The following is a 14,802-nucleotide window of genomic DNA, read 5'->3' as shown; positions in this document are numbered from 1 at the left end:
CTCAGTTCTTATGTCTGTGGCCACAAGCGTTCACGGAGTTCGCTGAGGCGAATCTGTGAAAGGCTCTGGGCGACTGCATGGGCTTCATGCAGATCTTGGATGGTGTGGGTGTTCGCGACGGCGAGGACTTTCATGCCTGCGGCCTTTGCGCCGCGCAGGCCCGGGATGGAATCCTCGATGACCAAACAGGAGTCCGGGGCAATGGTCTGATTCGGGCGTTGTCGATTCAGGGCAGCCAGGGCATGGAGAAAAGGCTCCGGGTCCGGTTTCCCCTTGGTGACGTCCTCCGCGCCGGTGATGTGGAGGAAGGCTTTTCGGAGCCCCGCCTGTTCAAGGATGAACTCGATTTCATGGCGGAGCGCGCCGGACGCAATGGCCAAGGGATAGGTGGCGGCGGCTTCGGACACAAACTCGCGCACACCGGGGAAAATGACCAGATGGTCCTTGACCGATTCCAGGTAGGCCTGTGCTTTCCGTTGCATCAGCGGCGCGAGGACCGAGGGGTCGGCAGGACGTTGGTGGGCCGTCAGCGCTGCGATAAAGCAGCCGCGATCGTCATAGCCTAGATAGTTGGCGTAGTAGTCCGATTCGGTCAGGCTGATGCCGATTTCCGCCAGCGTCAGGCGAAAGCCGGCGAAATGGAGGGGCTCGCTGTCCGCGATGACTCCGTCGAAGTCAAAGATGATTGCTGAGAGTGTGTTCATGAGGCTTGTATCGATAATGTGGGCCGGTCTGCGCGAGCAAACATGTGAGGCTTAGCGTTTCACTCGAAGACGTTTCTCCGATACCCAGCCTTTGATTCCCTCGTCGGTGCGCACCCAGTACATCCAGCCGCTTGGTTGGAGGTCGCCGTCCAGGACGGTCATGGCCACTCCCGCGCGAACGAGTGGCCCTGGCTTGGTGCCGGAGGCATCTTCGTATAGCAGAATGCTTCCGCCTGGCGTATTCGGATTTGCTGTGACGGTCACTTTCTGTCCTTCGCCGAACAGAGGGGCAGGGAGGGGCTCGGCCGGCGTAGCTGATTTTGCTGCGACTGGGGGGAGAACGGCTGTCGGGGCTGTAGGGGCCACAGTTGTGGCGGGAGTGCTCGTCTGGGCCGCGGGGGCAGAGACTTCGTCATTCGGGCTTGGCGTTGTTGGGGGCTCTGGTGCAGCCTCTGGCGGAGCTGGAATCACGAGCGCCGGAGGCACCGGTTTCGGCTGCATGGCCACTGTCGGCTGTGGCGCATGTTCGCCCAGGTAGGGGTTCAACCAGGCTGCCAGCATCTCCGGCTTCATGACGGCCAGGTAGGCCATGCCGACGAGGAGCAATAGCAAGATCCAGAGGATCGGGCGGCTGCCTCCTGATTTCTTGTGGGGAGGCAGTGGGCCGGTTGCTCTCGTGGCGGTCGTCTGATCGAGCTCCTCTTCCGTAAACTCCAAGTCCGGGTCCGGTTGGCGGGCAAAGAGGAGGGTCCAATGAAAAGGATTCCCGACTGAGGTCAGGTTCCCAACGAGCGTAGCCATCGAGCACCTCCCTGCTGAGCGATCCAATTACGCGTCGGTCAATTAAGCTTCGAAAATACTTATCATCATCACCCAGTGCTGTCAATTTTGCGAGGGCTTGTGCCCGTAGGAAGCCGCTGGCTAGCAGGGTTGCGAAGGATGGCACGAGAGAACTTGTTGTTCCCGGCTGCCGGACCGGAAGACGGTGAGGCCTTTGCATCCGAGTCGGTAGGCGAGGAGAAAGGCCTCCGCCACCTGGGACCTGGTCGCCGTAGCCGGCAGATTGATGGTTTTCGAGACGCCGCTGTCGCTGTACCGCTGAAACACCGCTTGCATCCGCACATGCTGTTCGGGCGAGACGTCATGCGCCGTGACAAAGAGCCGTCGGAGCTCTTCCGGAATCGACGTGAGCTGTTGAATGGAGGGCTGAGCCGCCAAGTCGGATTGGAGCCGGTCGAGGTCGAGTCCGAGTGCCTGCGCGCGGCGGATGAAGGCTGAATGTTGCGAAGTGAGGACCACTCCGTCCATGACGCGGCGGGAGACCTGGACTCCGTAGATCGGTTCAATGCCGGGCGAGCAGTCGGCGAGGAGACTGATGCTGCCGGTCGGTGCGATCGTGGTGACGGTCGCGTTGCGCTGCCGCTGGTGCCGGATCTGGAGTTGGCTGCCCCGATAGGCGGGAAAGACTCCGCGCGCCCTGGCGAGGTCTGCGGAGGCGCGATGGGCCTGTTCCTGAAAGAACTTCATCAGTGCCGTAGCGGTCTGGATCGCGGCGTCGGAGTTATAGGGGATGTTCAACGCGATCAGGAGGTCCGCAAAACCCATGATGCCCAGCCCGATTTTTCTCGTGCGTTTCGTCATGCGGTCGATGTCGGGAAGGGGGAAACGGTTGCGATCGATGGCGCTGTCGAGGAAGCGCACGGCGAGGGGAATGGTTTCGGCCAATCTGGCGAAGTCGATGGCTGGTTGTGCAGATGTGCGCGTGACGAAGTTCGCGACATTGATGGAGCCGAGGGTACAGGACTCATAGGGCAGTAGCGGCTGCTCGCCACAGGGATTGGTCGACTCGATGGCGCCCAGATGCGGGGTCGGATTGGCGCGATTGATGGTGTCGAGGAAAATCAGTCCCGGCTCACCGCTGGCCCAGGCCGCTTCCACGAGCCGATCGAACAGGAGCTGGGCCGGGAACCGCTTGGTCGGTTTATGGGTGCGGGGATTGATCAGGGCAAAGGTGCGCTGGCGTGCGAGCGCCTGCATGAACGAGTCGGTCATGCCGACGGAGAGATTGAAATTCGTCATTTCCTCCGGCGTCTGTTTGAGCGAGATGAAGTCGAGGATGTCCGGATGGTCGATCCGGAGGATGCCCATATTGGCGCCGCGTCTGGTTCCGCCTTGCTTGATGACGTCCGTCGAGAGGTTGAAGAGGCGCATGAAGGAAATGGGCCCGGAGGCCACGCCGCTCGACGAGGCGACCAAGTCGTTGTGCGGACGTACGCGGCTAAAGGAGAATCCTGTCCCGCCGCCTGATTGGTGAATAAGGGCTTGATGTTTGAGGCTGTCATAAATGGAGAGGAGGGAGTCTTCGACCGGGAGGACGAAACAGGCGGAGAGTTGCTGGAGCCGTCGTCCCGCGTTCATCAGCGTGGGGGAATTAGGAAGAAAGTCGCGCCGGGCCATGCAATCGTACCAGCGCTGGGCCGCCTGGGGCAGCCGGCTGGCCTGGGGGTAGAGTCGCTCCGCCTGGGCAATGTCGGTGGCCACACGCCAGAAGAGCTGCGCCGGGGTCTCGATGATCCTTCCTACATTATTCTTGGCCAGGTAACGTCCATGGAGGACGGTCGTGGCATGGTCGGACAGTTGCAATCGCGGCGTGCGCGGCGGGCGTGAGGGTGTCGTCTTCTTTACGGCCATGCCGCCATTATATACAGGTATCGGCCTGATTGAACGAGGGGCCCCGTGATTGTGTCCTGCTTGCATCTTGCTCGTCCGGTTCGGCAGAATGAGCACCCACTGGCCGACGATGATGAAATCCTATCGCGAAGAGCTCTGGTTTGAAACGAAGACGCGGCGCGCCTATCTCAACATCACGCAGCAGGTTGAGGCGGCGGTCAGGAAGAGCGGCGTCCAAGAGGGGCTCGTGCTGGTCAACGCCATGCACATCACCGCGAGCGTCTATATCAATGACGACGAATCGGGCTTGCTCAAGGACTATGACCGATTCCTGGAAGAGCTGGTTCCTCAGGGCGCGACCTACCGGCACAATGAAGCGGGCGAAGATAACGGCGATGCCCATATTAAGCGTCAGCTGATGGGTCGGGAAGTCGTTGTGGCGATTACCGGAGGCCGCTTGGACTTCGGCCCCTGGGAACAAATTTTCTACGGGGAGTTTGACGGGATGAGGCGAAAACGCGTGTTGGTGAAGGTGATTGGCGCGTGAGCCTTCGGTTATGTGATCGCTGGTCTGGACCCTGTCGGAATAAACTAGTGAATTGCTTGCTACCATAGGGGAAAGTTTGGCAACATGAGAGCAGTGATGCACGGTTATATGGTGAGGAGTGTGTTTATATGTTGAGTTGGTCTCGTCCTGACCCCCTCACGCGCGATCTCGTCCATTTGATCAATGCCCGGCGCCATGACCATGGCGATACCGATGCGGCGATCGATACGCTGCAAGCCTTCTTGGAGCAGGGACGGGAGTACGATCTCCTCACAGTGCTGGCGGCGCTGGATGAAGACATGGCGGAATGGCTCTTCGACCTGCTCGCGGAGGCCTCCTGTTCCGTGATTCTCGATGGGCCGACCGATGAAAAACTGTCCTATGCCATCATGGCGGCCTTGGAACTGCCTCTTCAAGCCAACCTGTCCCATCCGCTCAAGCTCAAGATCGATCCGGTTGCGACGGCAGATCTTCTGCATCGCCATCTGCGTCTCTCCGCCGGGACCGTGGTGCGGGTGGAGTCCCGGTTACTCACCGACTCGACCTTGGAGCCTCTCAGCCTTCAGGGTTTGAACGATCACTTGAGTTCGGTGGCGGATTCCCAGCGGACCACGTCCATTGCAGCCCGGCTCTATCCGCCGGTCGAGAGCACCGCGTTTCTGTTCTTTGAGTTGATCGGTGTACCGGATTCCGGATTGCCGGATGCGCTGGAGGATCGGCATCGCCGGGCCCTCCTCGAAGGCCTCGTGGAGCAATGTCCCGAGCTGGCTCTGGCTCCCGATATGCTTGAAGCGCCGGTCTACGCCGCCTATGCCATGTTCGACGCGCAAAACGCTGTCCGCCTCCATCGGCTGGCGGATGAGACGGCCGCAGTCTGGCGCGATCTGGACCCCCTCGTCCGTGCCCGTACGATCGTCCATCTCCATACCCAATGTGGGAACGGCGTCTACATGCCGGTCTGGACCGATCTGTTCGATCCCGAGTTGCCCGAAGACCATGGTCCCGTCTGGACCTCTCCCGATGTGTGGGTCTTCACGGCTGACTTGCCTATTGAATGGCCTGGAGAAATGCTGACCAACCGGCTCCTCGCCGAGGGTTGCACCAGGTTTGAAAACCATATCGTCGAAGCGCCAGAAAATTAAGGTCTTTCTCGTCCTCCACCGGTACTTGTTCCCCTAATAGCTCCATAAAAGTAATCAGGATCCCTAGCTCCTGCTTCACCTTAGCCATTGGATGGCACGGGTCGTGCTGTGCTGCCCTGGCTGCCTCGCCGCCAATCTGCGTGCTTGATTTCGTAGGGATGGGTAGATAGAGTTCGCCTGTGTCTAGGTATAAAAGCTTCATTAGTGTCTCTAGGTATAGAGGGACCTACTCACTGCGTTAAATGTAAAAGATGTCGCGAGGGGGTTTTTTATTTTTCGTGTGATCTGGTGACGCGATTACGTCGAGGCGGTGGTCGTTCTGTGAGAGTGATGGACGCCTGGTGCAACGTTGGTTATGTGGGCCGGGAAGTCATGGCGTCGCTAGGAGAAGGGCGATGCATGATTATCTCCACAAAGTGGAAACGTAACTGAATGAGGGGAGGTGCGCCATGAGAGTCCGTTTCTGGGGTACTCGCGGGTGCATTCCGACGCCGGGGCGGCACACGATACGGTTCGGTGGCAACACACCCTGTGTGGAGCTTCGGACCGCTGACGGCACCATCATTATTCTGGATTGCGGGACCGGCGCCCAGGCCTTGAGCCTGGAGCTCCATCGTTCGCCTCGGCCATTGAAACTCAATCTGCTTATCGGACATACGCACTGGGATGATATTCAGGGGCTTCCGTTTTTCCTCCAGTCACTCTGGCCTGATACTGACGTGAGCATGTATGCTCCAGCCGGATTTCAACGTGGGCTGGAAGCGGCCCTCGCCAGCCAAATGTGCCGCACCAACTTCTCTCCCACGCTCTGCGATCTGATGGGGCGGATCCGTTACTTCGAACTGGGAGAAGGATTCTTCCGGTTGGGGAAGGCTGTGATCGAAACCCAATATCTGAATCATCCGGCATCCGCGTTCGCGTTTCGTATCTCTGACGGAGGCGCCACGGTGGCCTATGTGTCGAACCATGAACCCTTTGCTGATCCCGCACGATCAGGTCTCGTTCATCCAGGAGACCAACGGCACATTACTTTCTTAAAGGGAGTGGATCTGCTCATCCACGATGCGCAATACAGTGATGTGGAATATCAGGGCCGGATTGGATGGGGCCATAGCCCCGCGAGCTATGCGACAGAGGTCGCGCTGGCGGCCGAAGTGGGGCGCCTGGCGCTATTTCACCATGATCCCCTGCATGACGATGACGAGGTCGAGCGCCTCGCGCTGGCGGCGCGCGCGTTGGTCACCGAACGTCAGGCTTCGCTCGACGTGTTTGCCGCAGCCGAGGGCTTTGACCTGGAGGTGCAGGGTGGACAGGTTGGGCACGAGGTCAGCACAGTGTCCGCGCTGCAGCGGCGGCCTATCGCTGGCGCACGGGTGCTCATGGTGAGTATTGATGAGACGGAAATTGGCCGCATGACCCAAATGCTTGCGGAAGACGGACTGGTCCTATTGACGGCGCCCGATAGCCACAGCGCATTGGCTTGTGCGGCAAGCCTGCCTCCCGATCTGGTGATCATCGATGCCTGCGCACCGGACGGTGACTGGGACTGGCTGATCCAGGAACTGCGTGGCAGGTTCAATGAACCGGGCCTGCCGGCCCTGGTCCTGACGGAGGGGAGCAAGCAGGATCGTGCCATGCAGCTGGGCGCGGTTTTCCATCCCGACTATGTGGCCAAGCCGTTCAACCCTTCGATGTTGCGCGCTCGTGTGAGGGCCCAGCTCTCTCGTTCGCTTGCTGCCTTTCGAAAGACTCTGCCAGGCCAAGCATTGTCAGCGGGAGAGGTTCCAGTGGCGGGGCATCGGTTTGCTGGAACCTATGAGGAGATACTGGCGGCGGTCCCGCTGTTTCACGCTCTGAGCCGGGAGCAGATGGGATATTTGTTTGCGCAAGCGACTGAGGAGGTCTACCAGTCCGGGACTGTCTTGGTCCGGCAAGGTGAACCGACGGACCGGATCTTCCTTATCCTTTCGGGCAATGTGCGGGTGGTGGAAGCATCGCTTGATGCGCCATCGGCTTATCGGTTTGTTGCGGAGTTGGGGCAGGGGGAGCTGTTCGGTGAGGTCGGGGCCTTCTTGGGAGAGATGCGGCCGACGACGGTGATCACCATGGGAAAGACCCGTTGCCTGTTGTTCCCGCCACAGCCGTTCCTGCGCACGTTGCAAGAATCGCCGGGGCTGGCCCTGGCCATGCTCAGGGCGATGGCGTCCAGGCTGGGCAGCGCGACCCGCCTCCTGGCACTCACGGCCCCGGATTCCCTGACGGCGCTGATGGGGCGGCGAGCGTTTCGCGAGCAGTATCAACGGTTGGTTGCGGGAATACGCCGGCGCGGAAGCCGCGTCATTGTGTTGGTGACCGACATCGTTCATTTGAAGAATATCAATGATCTCTTCGGCTATAGCATCGGGGATGAAGTGCTCCGCGCAGTTGCGGATGTGCTTGTCGAGTCAACCAGAGGGACTGATCTCGTGGCCCGCTATGGGGGCGATGAGTTTGCGGTGCTGCTGGTGGATGCCGGGGTGGAGCAGGTGGCTGTGATAATAGATCGAGTGAAGAACAAGCTCGCTCAGGTGGAATCCAGGATTAGTATCCCGATGAAGATCGAGTGCCGCATCGGTGTCGCTGTGAGCCACACGCCGCCTGAGACTCCCGATGATCTTTTGCGGGAGGCGGCGCTGAACAGGCATCAGGAAAAGGCTGAGCCGTTCCCCGCCGCATAGTGGCCGGTTCACAGCCTGCCGTTTCCCGTCCGTGAAGTGTCTCAAGAGGGAAGAGGGCTTCTTCGTTGTGAGGGGGGTTGGTTACTGGATGGAAGCGGCTTTCCTGAGCGGGTCTAAGAGCTTTTCGGAAACCTTCAGGCCTCCTCGCCCAATTCCCACTTCGATATCCGGTTTGGTGATGCCGTGGAAGTCGCTCCCGCCGGTTATCAACAAATCCAGCTTCTTGGCCAGGCCGAGATATTTCGCTGTCTGCCGTTTCGTGTGGGTGCTGTAATGGACTTCGATGCCGCCGAGCCCCGCGGCTTTCAGGGTCGCTAAGAGTGGCTCCAGTTCTTCTCCTACCGATGTGGCCCAGGTTGGATGGGCCAACACCGCTACGCCGCCTGCGGCCTTGATCCAGGCAATGGCATCTGCCGGCGGGGGCAGTTCCCGCGCGACATAGGCCGGGCGCCCGTTCGCCAGGTACCGATCGAAGGCATCTTTGGCGGACGTGACATAGTTCTTCTCCATCAAGAGCCGCGCAATATGCGGACGGCCGACCGCGTCCGTCCCGGCCAGCGCCTTCACTTCGTCATAGGTCACGTCCAGCCCCAATGCGCGCAGCCGTTCGATGATCTGCGGATTGCGGCTATGCCGGCTTTCGCGCAAGGTGGCCAGCCGTTGGCTCAGCTCTGGATCCTGCCAGTTTAAGAAATAACCCAGCATATGGAGCTCGTTCTCGCCTACGCGGGAGCTGATCTCCACGCCGGGAATGATTTCAATGCCCAACTCCGCTCCAGTCGCGATGGCTTCGGGAATGCCGGACACGATGTCATGGTCCGTGATGGCCAGCGTGGTCACCTTCGCCTGGTGGGCGAGCCGGACCACTTCAGACGCCGAGAAGCTTCCATCCGAGTGGGTCGTATGGAGGTGGAGATCGATGCGGCTCATGCCGATGCCTCTGGCAGGTCGCCGGGGCCTACTCGCTGGGCGACGAGTTGCGCCGTGAAGACCGAGCTTGGTCCCTGGCTGCCATCATGTTCGCCTTCGTCGTAGGACAGGACGCGGAGACCGGAGGTGAGCCGGAGCAATTCGTTGTGCGCGAGGCAAAATTCAGATCGGCGCGGATGTTTGTGCCGCAGATGATTGTCGATGGTGAAGGTTTCGTAGAGCAAGGCCCCATTCGGTTTCAGCGATTCGATGAGGGCGGGAAAGAGCGGGCGATGGAGATAGAAGAACACCACGATCACATCGTAGGTCTGCTTCGGCAACTCCGGCCACTCAGTGGTTATTCGTTCGAGATCTACTGTGTGGACGTGGAGGTTCGGAAGGTTCCGCTGCTTTGCCGTGGCTGCAAGCTCTGCCAGGGCCTGTTCATCCCGGTCGATGGCCTCGACCTGAAAGCCCTGCGAGGCGAGATAGAGGGCATTGCGTCCGGAGCCCGATGCGAGGTCGAGCGCCTTGCCCTTCGGCAGTCGGTGGAGTTGCTGAGTCAGAAAGCGGGCAGGGGTTGGTTCTCCACCTTGAATCTGGTGAGCCAGACGCGACCGTTCGAGTTGCACTCCCACCGACCTGGTGACGGGCTTCAGCGGCGGCGACAGCTTCCGCAGCCAGATCTTGGCGCGATCGACGGGAAATTCTGCAAAGAGCATGGAGAGGATTCGTTCTGCGAAGGTTTCCAGCAGCGAGAAGTCCTGCGTCGCGGCGAGCTCGATAATCCGATTGGTGACCTGCGCATAGTCGACTGTGTGCTGGATGTCGTCCGACGCGGTAGCCGGTTCAGTCTGGCAAGTCAGTTCCAGGTCCACAGCCAAAGGCTGAGGCTTCCGGCGCTCTTCCTGCGTCACGCCGCAGCGCCCCTGAAACTCCAGCCGTTCGATGATGATGGTTCCGGCCATGACTATGCGATGGCGATAGCGCCTTGAATGCTGAAGCCAGTTTTCGAGACCGTCACAGGGGAGGCGCCTGCTTCCTTCAGCTTGTCTCCCAGCCCGGATGAGACGAGCGTCTGTTGCAGACCTTCGGCAGTCTGACCGAGGAGAAAGTCCAGCCCGAGGACCGCGTAATGGAGGGGATGGCCATGAGGCCCGTCGATCCGGAAGACCTGGGCGCGGCTGGTGCCTTCTTCGAAGTCAGAGATATGATGCTTGGGAAACTGCTGACGCAGGTAGAGGCGGATCACATCGAATTTAGCTAGATTGCTCACGATCTTCCCTTCTACGTCTCACAGAGCGCTGACGGACTTTTTAAGCATCCTTCTCGCGCGAACTTTCGCTTCATCGCTCACGACGAAGCCTGCGGCATTATACGCTCGTGATCTTCCTAAAGTCAGGAGGCCATAGCGGCGGCTGAAAAGGCCCGCCAACAGGACTATTTGAAGAGACCCTTGATCGCATCAACCGCCGTCTCTGCGCCTTTCTTGATGCTGTCGGTGACGTCGCCGAGATTGAGCGGGAGCACAGATTTTTTCACGCTATCAGTGAGTTCGTCCATGATCTGCTGTGCCGCTTCGCCCGCCGTTGCGCCGTTCGATTTTTTGCCGATATCTTTCAGGTGCAGATCCGGCAATGACACCGATATCGTCTTGCCGCTGAGAATCGCCGCGCTGGCGTTGGCGGTGCCGTTCGTCATGTCGATATGTTCGATGATGAATTTCTTGCCCGGCTCCGTGCTCTTCGATCCGCTTGTGCCGTCGAGATGCTTGGCGACGTAACGTTTGATGTTGCGCTGGATCACATCGAGATTGCTCCCGCCCGATGCATATTCATAGGTAACGTCTGGCTTGACGATCGAGATCTCCTTGATCTGGATCACGCCTGTGGTGAGCGAGCCGATGTCGAGCCTCATGCTGATTTCGCCGAGCGACAGCGCGTGCTCGGTTTTGAAGCCCTTGGGGTTGCCCACCACCAAGCCGCGCAATGCCACGGAGCCATCGGCCAGCCCGATCTTCACGCTTGAGAGGGAGACCGGCACCCCGGCAATCTCAGGCCCGTAGGTGCGGATCGCCGAAGCCACCTGCGAATCCAGCGACCGGTAGACCCACCAGATTCCGCCAGCAATCCCGACCAGCACCAGCAAGACGATTCCAAATAGAATTTTCTTCATGGACATCTCCTCTGTGTCTCAGTAATGACCGTCGTTCGTGAAGCGTATCTCGCAAGGCAGCAAACACGATCGTCTGCGAAGTCGGGGAATGAAGGGCTCGGGAGTCTTCGCCTGACAGCTCAATGGGGTAATTAAGACCCCCGCTCCTTTGCGAGCCTCGTTACACAATGGTATCTATCAATTGTCGAATCGCTGTAGCCTTCCAAACGAACCCGAGGTCCGATTCAGCGTTTACGCGCCCGCTGTAGATACCTAGAAATCGCGTCATTGCACCGCCACCGACTGTTACGCCTTGCTCAGTGGCCACTGCCCCTCCCGGTCGATGAGCAATGACAGCAGAACCTGATTGGCCCTGTCTACTTCGGCAGTCGATTAGAAATACTGGCAGGCCGTTGTAGTTGATATCATGGTCGGTTGCGACAAAGCCGGTTGCCCAAACAGCGAGATAACCACCCGCGGTGAGTGCAAAAGGAAAACCAACGACACTCACTACTTCTGCCGGAGCGATCAAGATTGCAGGATCTCCAACACCCAGCGTGTATGGATAAAGCTGTATGCCATCGGTTTGGGTGAGGGGAAGGGCAACAAAGTCTGCACGTCCGCCCAAATCCGGATGTTCGATCCACAAAGGTTGATCGTTGCTATTACGCAAGGACTCAATTTTGGATATCCACTGTCCAAGGAGATTTGCTCGGTTGTGGAAAATTACAACCTCGTTGGGTATCCCGCCTGTCGATGATAGCGGTTGCCCTGTTTCTTGATGCCTCCCTGTTAGATTGTGCCGGTTTGTAATTAGGACTGGTCCTCGAGGAGCGTTTGCAACGAAGCCGGTTCCTGTACTGAGGGGCTGTCCGTTGAATCTCATCTGGATTAAGAGCGATTTTACGGATGGTTCCGCAATTGCTATTTGACGCTGTGAGGGTTGGGAGGACATGTTTTTGTGCGAACTAATCATCTAAGTAGGTTCGCTGCAGTCTTCCCGTGTAGCACGGCAAGGCGGACTCAGCAATCAGTTGTAGGCAAGTCTACTGCAAAGGTGAAGGCTTCGCTACTCCTCTCTCGGAAGGGCGGCTTCCAGTGATCCTCCATTGCGCGCGTCGGATGAGCACCTTCCGAGCGTGCGCGTTCCGCGAGCACAGAGGATTACTGGAGCCGCCCTTCCTTTTTCATTCCCATGTGTTCGAGCCTCCCCCCCCTTTCCCCTCAGCAGGGCGGCCTGGATTGGTCCCTCACCGCGCGCATTGAACGAGCACGGTTTTATCGTGCGCGTTCAGCGAGCGAAAGGGACCATCCAGGCCGCCCTGCGCCTCTATTGACTGCCCTTTCCACCGGCCCCTATAATCCCCGCCTGGGGTTGAGCCTTAACGCGCTGATTCAGCTGACAAAATGGCAGAATTTACGCATTTCAATGAATCAGGCCGGGCGCGCATGGTCGATGTCGGAGCGAAAGCTTCGACCGAACGGGCTGCCACGGCTCAAGCCACTGTCTTTCTCCTTCCCGAAACCCTCGAAAAGATTCAGCAGGGCAAGATCGCCAAGGGCGACGTCTTGTCCGTCGCGCAGGTCGCGGGCGTGATGGGGGCCAAGAGGACCCCGGATCTCATTCCCATGTGCCATCCGCTGCTGATCACCAGCGTCGATATCTCCTTCAGAGAAGAATCCCAGCCGAATCACGACGGTCTCTGTTCGATCACCATTCTGGCCACGGCCAAGACGACCGGGCAAACCGGGGTTGAGATGGAAGCGATGACCGCTGCCACCGTGGCGGCCCTGACCATCTACGATATGTGCAAGGCCATCGATCGCGGGATGAGCTTTGGCGATATTTGCTTGCTGGCCAAGTCGGGCGGCAAGTCCGGCACCTTTACTAAGGCCTAGCCATCTATGATTACCGTTCGCCTCTTCGGCATGACCAAGTCGCTTGCCAAGAATCTCAGCGAACTGTCGCTGGAACTGAACGGGGCGCGGCAGGTGAAGGATCTGGTGGCGCTGTTGACGGCTCAATATCCGCAGATCGGCGAGTTGATTCAGAAGAAGAAGGTCCTCGTATCGGTCAATCATGACATCGCCCACGAAGAGACGACGATTCAGGATGGTGACGAGATTGCATTGTTGCCACCGTTTGCAGGGGGAGCTCCGGCAGGATGTTGAAACAGTCCGCCAGCATCGTTCTCGCGTCGCTCAGAGGCTCAACGTACCGAAACGTACGCCTCGCCTCTTCGCTAGCTGCGGCCTTGCTGGGGACAAGGCGCGTCTCGGCGCGCCAGGGTTGGGAGGGTGAGAAGCTGGCCTGTTTGAACATCCTGCTGAGCACGTACTCAGTGGTAGTGGACTACGTTAGGTAAGAGGAATAAGGATGAGCGCACAGCAGCCTCTCAGTGACGATACCCAGTTTGTCCGTGTGCAGCGGGAAGATTTTTCCGTGGATGCGGAGATCAACCGGGTGCGGGGGAGTTCAAAGCGCATCGGCGGGATTTCGATTTTCCTGGGGACGGCGCGTGACCGCTCCAAGGGGCGGGATGTGGACAGCATCACCTTCGAACATTACGAAGGCATGGCGCAGAAGAAGCTCCGCGAGATCCGTGAGCGGGCGCTGAAGGATTTCGACATCATCGAAGTCGCAATCTTGCACCGCTATGGCGAAATCGGCATCGGTGAAAATATCGTGCTGATCGTGGTGGGGGCTGAGCACCGGGCGTCGGCCTTTCAAGCCTGCAAGTGGGCGATCGACGAATTGAAACAGATCACGCCGATCTGGAAACTCGAGCATACGCCGGAAGGCGAAGTCTGGGTGGAGGAACACCCCTAGAGGCGTGAGACGTAAAACGTACGACGTGAAACGTTTTCAGGTACATCGAGAAAGCCGTGGCTAACCAGTTACCAACAAGTGCTGCTCCTCTTCCCGCTGCCGATGCCTTTGGCCGGCCGCTGCGCAGTTTGCGCCTGTCCGTGACGGACCGGTGCAATCTTCGCTGCAAGTACTGCATGCCGGAGGAAGACTATGTCTGGCTGCCGCGCGAGGATGTGCTGACCCTTGAGGAAATGGCGACGCTGACCGGCTATTTCACCGATCTGGGCGTGGACCGTGTGAGGTTGACGGGCGGAGAGCCGCTGCTGCGGCGAGATTTGCCCAGGTTGATTCGCCTGTTGGTCCAGAACCGGCAGATCACGGATATCGCCCTCACGACGAATGGGATTCTCCTGGCGGACCAGGCTGAGGCGCTGTTTGACGCCGGACTGCACCGCGTGACCGTCAGCCTCGATACACTGAGGCCGGAGCGGTTTCGCCAGCTGACCCGCCGCGACGAATATGCGCGTGTGATGGAAGGCATTGCGTCGGTGGCGCGCGCGGGTTTCACCGGCTTGAAGCTCGATACGGTGGCGATCCGCGGCTTCAACGACGATGAGCTGGTGGCGCTGATCGAGTTTGGCAAGCAGGTGCAGGCGGAAGTCCGGTTCATTGAATATATGGACGTCGGTGGCGCGAACGAATGGTCGCAGCAGAAAGTGCTGTCCCGGGAAGCGATGCTCACAATCCTGGGCGAGCGGTATGGGACGATCGAGCCGATGGCTGAGCGGGGGACTGCGCCGGCACAACGATTTGTGTTGCCGGATGGGACGACCTTTGGGATTATTCCTTCGACGACCACGCCGTTCTGCGCGACCTGCGATCGCAGCCGGGTGACCGCCGACGGGATGTGGTACCGCTGTCTGTATGCGACGCAGGGCACGGATCTGCGCAAGTCCCTTCGCGCCGGCGCGTCTGCCGACGCGATGCGGGCCTTCATCCGCGCCGGCTGGGAAGGCCGCCGCGACCGGGGCGCAGAAGAGCGGAAGGCGCTTGAGCGGGACGGATTGCGTGTCGGAGGATTGATCGGGATTGAGAAACTGCGCGAAGACCCCCATCTCGAAATGCATGCCCGAGGCGGCTGACGTCC

The 14,802-nt window shown here is 59.3% G+C and carries 15 protein-coding genes; 7 read left to right on the top strand and 8 right to left on the bottom strand.

Going from position 1 to position 14,802, the window contains the following annotated elements; genetic code table 11:
• Positions 1-8: 8 nt before the first annotated feature.
• The 3 genes from NT179_03735 to NT179_03725 all read right to left on the bottom strand — a co-directional run bounded on the left by NT179_03735 (position 9) and on the right by NT179_03725 (position 3,395).
• The gene (locus NT179_03735) at positions 9-704 is read right to left on the bottom strand and encodes an HAD family phosphatase (protein MCX5721127.1); all 696 of its coding nucleotides are present in this window, start codon (positions 702-704) and stop codon (positions 9-11) included.
• A gap of 51 nt (positions 705-755) precedes the next feature.
• Entirely contained in the window at positions 756-1,505 is a 750-nt protein-coding gene (locus NT179_03730; GenBank protein ID MCX5721126.1) for a hypothetical protein, read from the bottom strand.
• 120 nt (positions 1,506-1,625) lie between these two features.
• Positions 1,626-3,395, bottom strand: a complete 1,770-nt coding sequence (locus tag NT179_03725) for an adenosylcobalamin-dependent ribonucleoside-diphosphate reductase (protein MCX5721125.1) — start codon at positions 3,393-3,395, stop codon at positions 1,626-1,628.
• Positions 3,396-3,507: 112 nt separating this feature from the next.
• Between NT179_03725 and NT179_03720 the strand changes: the two genes are divergently transcribed.
• The 3 genes from NT179_03720 to NT179_03710 all read left to right on the top strand — a co-directional run bounded on the left by NT179_03720 (position 3,508) and on the right by NT179_03710 (position 7,780).
• Positions 3,508-3,921 carry a secondary thiamine-phosphate synthase enzyme YjbQ gene (locus NT179_03720; GenBank protein MCX5721124.1) on the top strand — a complete coding sequence of 138 codons (414 nt, stop codon included), beginning with the start codon at positions 3,508-3,510 and terminating at the stop codon, positions 3,919-3,921.
• Positions 3,922-4,049: 128 nt separating this feature from the next.
• Entirely contained in the window at positions 4,050-5,063 is a 1,014-nt protein-coding gene (locus tag NT179_03715) for a hypothetical protein (protein ID MCX5721123.1), read from the top strand.
• Positions 5,064-5,512: 449 nt separating this feature from the next.
• The gene (locus NT179_03710; protein ID MCX5721122.1) at positions 5,513-7,780 is read left to right on the top strand and encodes a diguanylate cyclase; all 2,268 of its coding nucleotides are present in this window, start codon (positions 5,513-5,515) and stop codon (positions 7,778-7,780) included.
• An 81-nt stretch (positions 7,781-7,861) separates the two neighbouring features.
• Here the strand turns inward: NT179_03710 and NT179_03705 are convergent, their stop codons facing one another.
• The 5 genes from NT179_03705 to NT179_03685 all read right to left on the bottom strand — a co-directional run bounded on the left by NT179_03705 (position 7,862) and on the right by NT179_03685 (position 11,492).
• A complete protein-coding gene (locus tag NT179_03705; GenBank protein ID MCX5721121.1) occupies positions 7,862-8,710 on the bottom strand; it encodes a PHP domain-containing protein in 849 nt (282 codons plus the stop codon).
• Positions 8,707-9,657 carry a dihydroneopterin aldolase gene (gene folB / locus NT179_03700; GenBank protein ID MCX5721120.1) on the bottom strand — a complete coding sequence of 317 codons (951 nt, stop codon included), beginning with the start codon at positions 9,655-9,657 and terminating at the stop codon, positions 8,707-8,709. The genes NT179_03705 and folB overlap by 4 nt, the downstream gene beginning before the upstream one ends.
• 2 nt (positions 9,658-9,659) lie before the next feature.
• Positions 9,660-9,965, bottom strand: coding sequence for a hypothetical protein (locus tag NT179_03695; GenBank protein MCX5721119.1), 306 nt, complete (start codon positions 9,963-9,965; stop codon positions 9,660-9,662).
• Positions 9,966-10,129: 164 nt separating this feature from the next.
• A complete protein-coding gene (locus NT179_03690) occupies positions 10,130-10,864 on the bottom strand; it encodes a hypothetical protein (protein MCX5721118.1) in 735 nt (244 codons plus the stop codon).
• A 160-nt stretch (positions 10,865-11,024) separates the two neighbouring features.
• Positions 11,025-11,492, bottom strand: a complete 468-nt coding sequence (locus NT179_03685) for a hypothetical protein (protein MCX5721117.1) — start codon at positions 11,490-11,492, stop codon at positions 11,025-11,027.
• 758 nt (positions 11,493-12,250) lie between these two features.
• Here NT179_03685 and moaC point away from each other — a divergent pair.
• The 4 genes from moaC to moaA all read left to right on the top strand — a co-directional run bounded on the left by moaC (position 12,251) and on the right by moaA (position 14,797).
• The gene (gene moaC, locus NT179_03680; GenBank protein ID MCX5721116.1) at positions 12,251-12,742 is read left to right on the top strand and encodes a cyclic pyranopterin monophosphate synthase MoaC; all 492 of its coding nucleotides are present in this window, start codon (positions 12,251-12,253) and stop codon (positions 12,740-12,742) included.
• A gap of 6 nt (positions 12,743-12,748) precedes the next feature.
• Positions 12,749-13,015, top strand: coding sequence for a MoaD/ThiS family protein (locus tag NT179_03675; protein ID MCX5721115.1), 267 nt, complete (start codon positions 12,749-12,751; stop codon positions 13,013-13,015).
• 205 nt (positions 13,016-13,220) lie between these two features.
• Positions 13,221-13,673, top strand: coding sequence for a molybdenum cofactor biosynthesis protein MoaE (locus tag NT179_03670; protein MCX5721114.1), 453 nt, complete (start codon positions 13,221-13,223; stop codon positions 13,671-13,673).
• 56 nt (positions 13,674-13,729) lie between these two features.
• Positions 13,730-14,797, top strand: a complete 1,068-nt coding sequence (gene moaA / locus NT179_03665; protein ID MCX5721113.1) for a GTP 3',8-cyclase MoaA — start codon at positions 13,730-13,732, stop codon at positions 14,795-14,797.
• Positions 14,798-14,802 lie beyond the last annotated feature (5 nt).

Source organism: Nitrospirota bacterium, assembly GCA_026387665.1.
GTDB lineage: Bacteria > Nitrospirota > Nitrospiria > Nitrospirales > Nitrospiraceae > Palsa-1315.
Note: the sequence above shows the minus strand (reverse complement) of the source record. Positions and strands in the feature narration are given on the sequence as shown.

What these genes read in the sequence shown, in the direction of transcription:
- NT179_03735 (MCX5721127.1), bottom strand. Translation starts at nt 704, where the DNA reads ATGAACACACTCTCAGCAATCATCTTTGACTTCGACGGAGTCATCGCG.
- NT179_03710 (MCX5721122.1), top strand. Translation starts at nt 5,513, where the DNA reads ATGAGAGTCCGTTTCTGGGGTACTCGCGGGTGCATTCCGACGCCGGGG.
- NT179_03675 (MCX5721115.1), top strand. Translation starts at nt 12,749, where the DNA reads ATGATTACCGTTCGCCTCTTCGGCATGACCAAGTCGCTTGCCAAGAAT.
- NT179_03705 (MCX5721121.1), bottom strand. Translation starts at nt 8,710, where the DNA reads ATGAGCCGCATCGATCTCCACCTCCATACGACCCACTCGGATGGAAGC.
- NT179_03715 (MCX5721123.1), top strand. Translation starts at nt 4,050, where the DNA reads ATGTTGAGTTGGTCTCGTCCTGACCCCCTCACGCGCGATCTCGTCCAT.
- NT179_03720 (MCX5721124.1), top strand. Translation starts at nt 3,508, where the DNA reads ATGAAATCCTATCGCGAAGAGCTCTGGTTTGAAACGAAGACGCGGCGC.
- NT179_03670 (MCX5721114.1), top strand. Translation starts at nt 13,221, where the DNA reads ATGAGCGCACAGCAGCCTCTCAGTGACGATACCCAGTTTGTCCGTGTG.
- moaC (MCX5721116.1), top strand. Translation starts at nt 12,251, where the DNA reads ATGGCAGAATTTACGCATTTCAATGAATCAGGCCGGGCGCGCATGGTC.
- NT179_03725 (MCX5721125.1), bottom strand. Translation starts at nt 3,395, where the DNA reads ATGGCCGTAAAGAAGACGACACCCTCACGCCCGCCGCGCACGCCGCGA.
- folB (MCX5721120.1), bottom strand. Translation starts at nt 9,657, where the DNA reads ATGGCCGGAACCATCATCATCGAACGGCTGGAGTTTCAGGGGCGCTGC.
- NT179_03730 (MCX5721126.1), bottom strand. Translation starts at nt 1,505, where the DNA reads ATGGCTACGCTCGTTGGGAACCTGACCTCAGTCGGGAATCCTTTTCAT.
- NT179_03690 (MCX5721118.1), bottom strand. Translation starts at nt 10,864, where the DNA reads ATGAAGAAAATTCTATTTGGAATCGTCTTGCTGGTGCTGGTCGGGATT.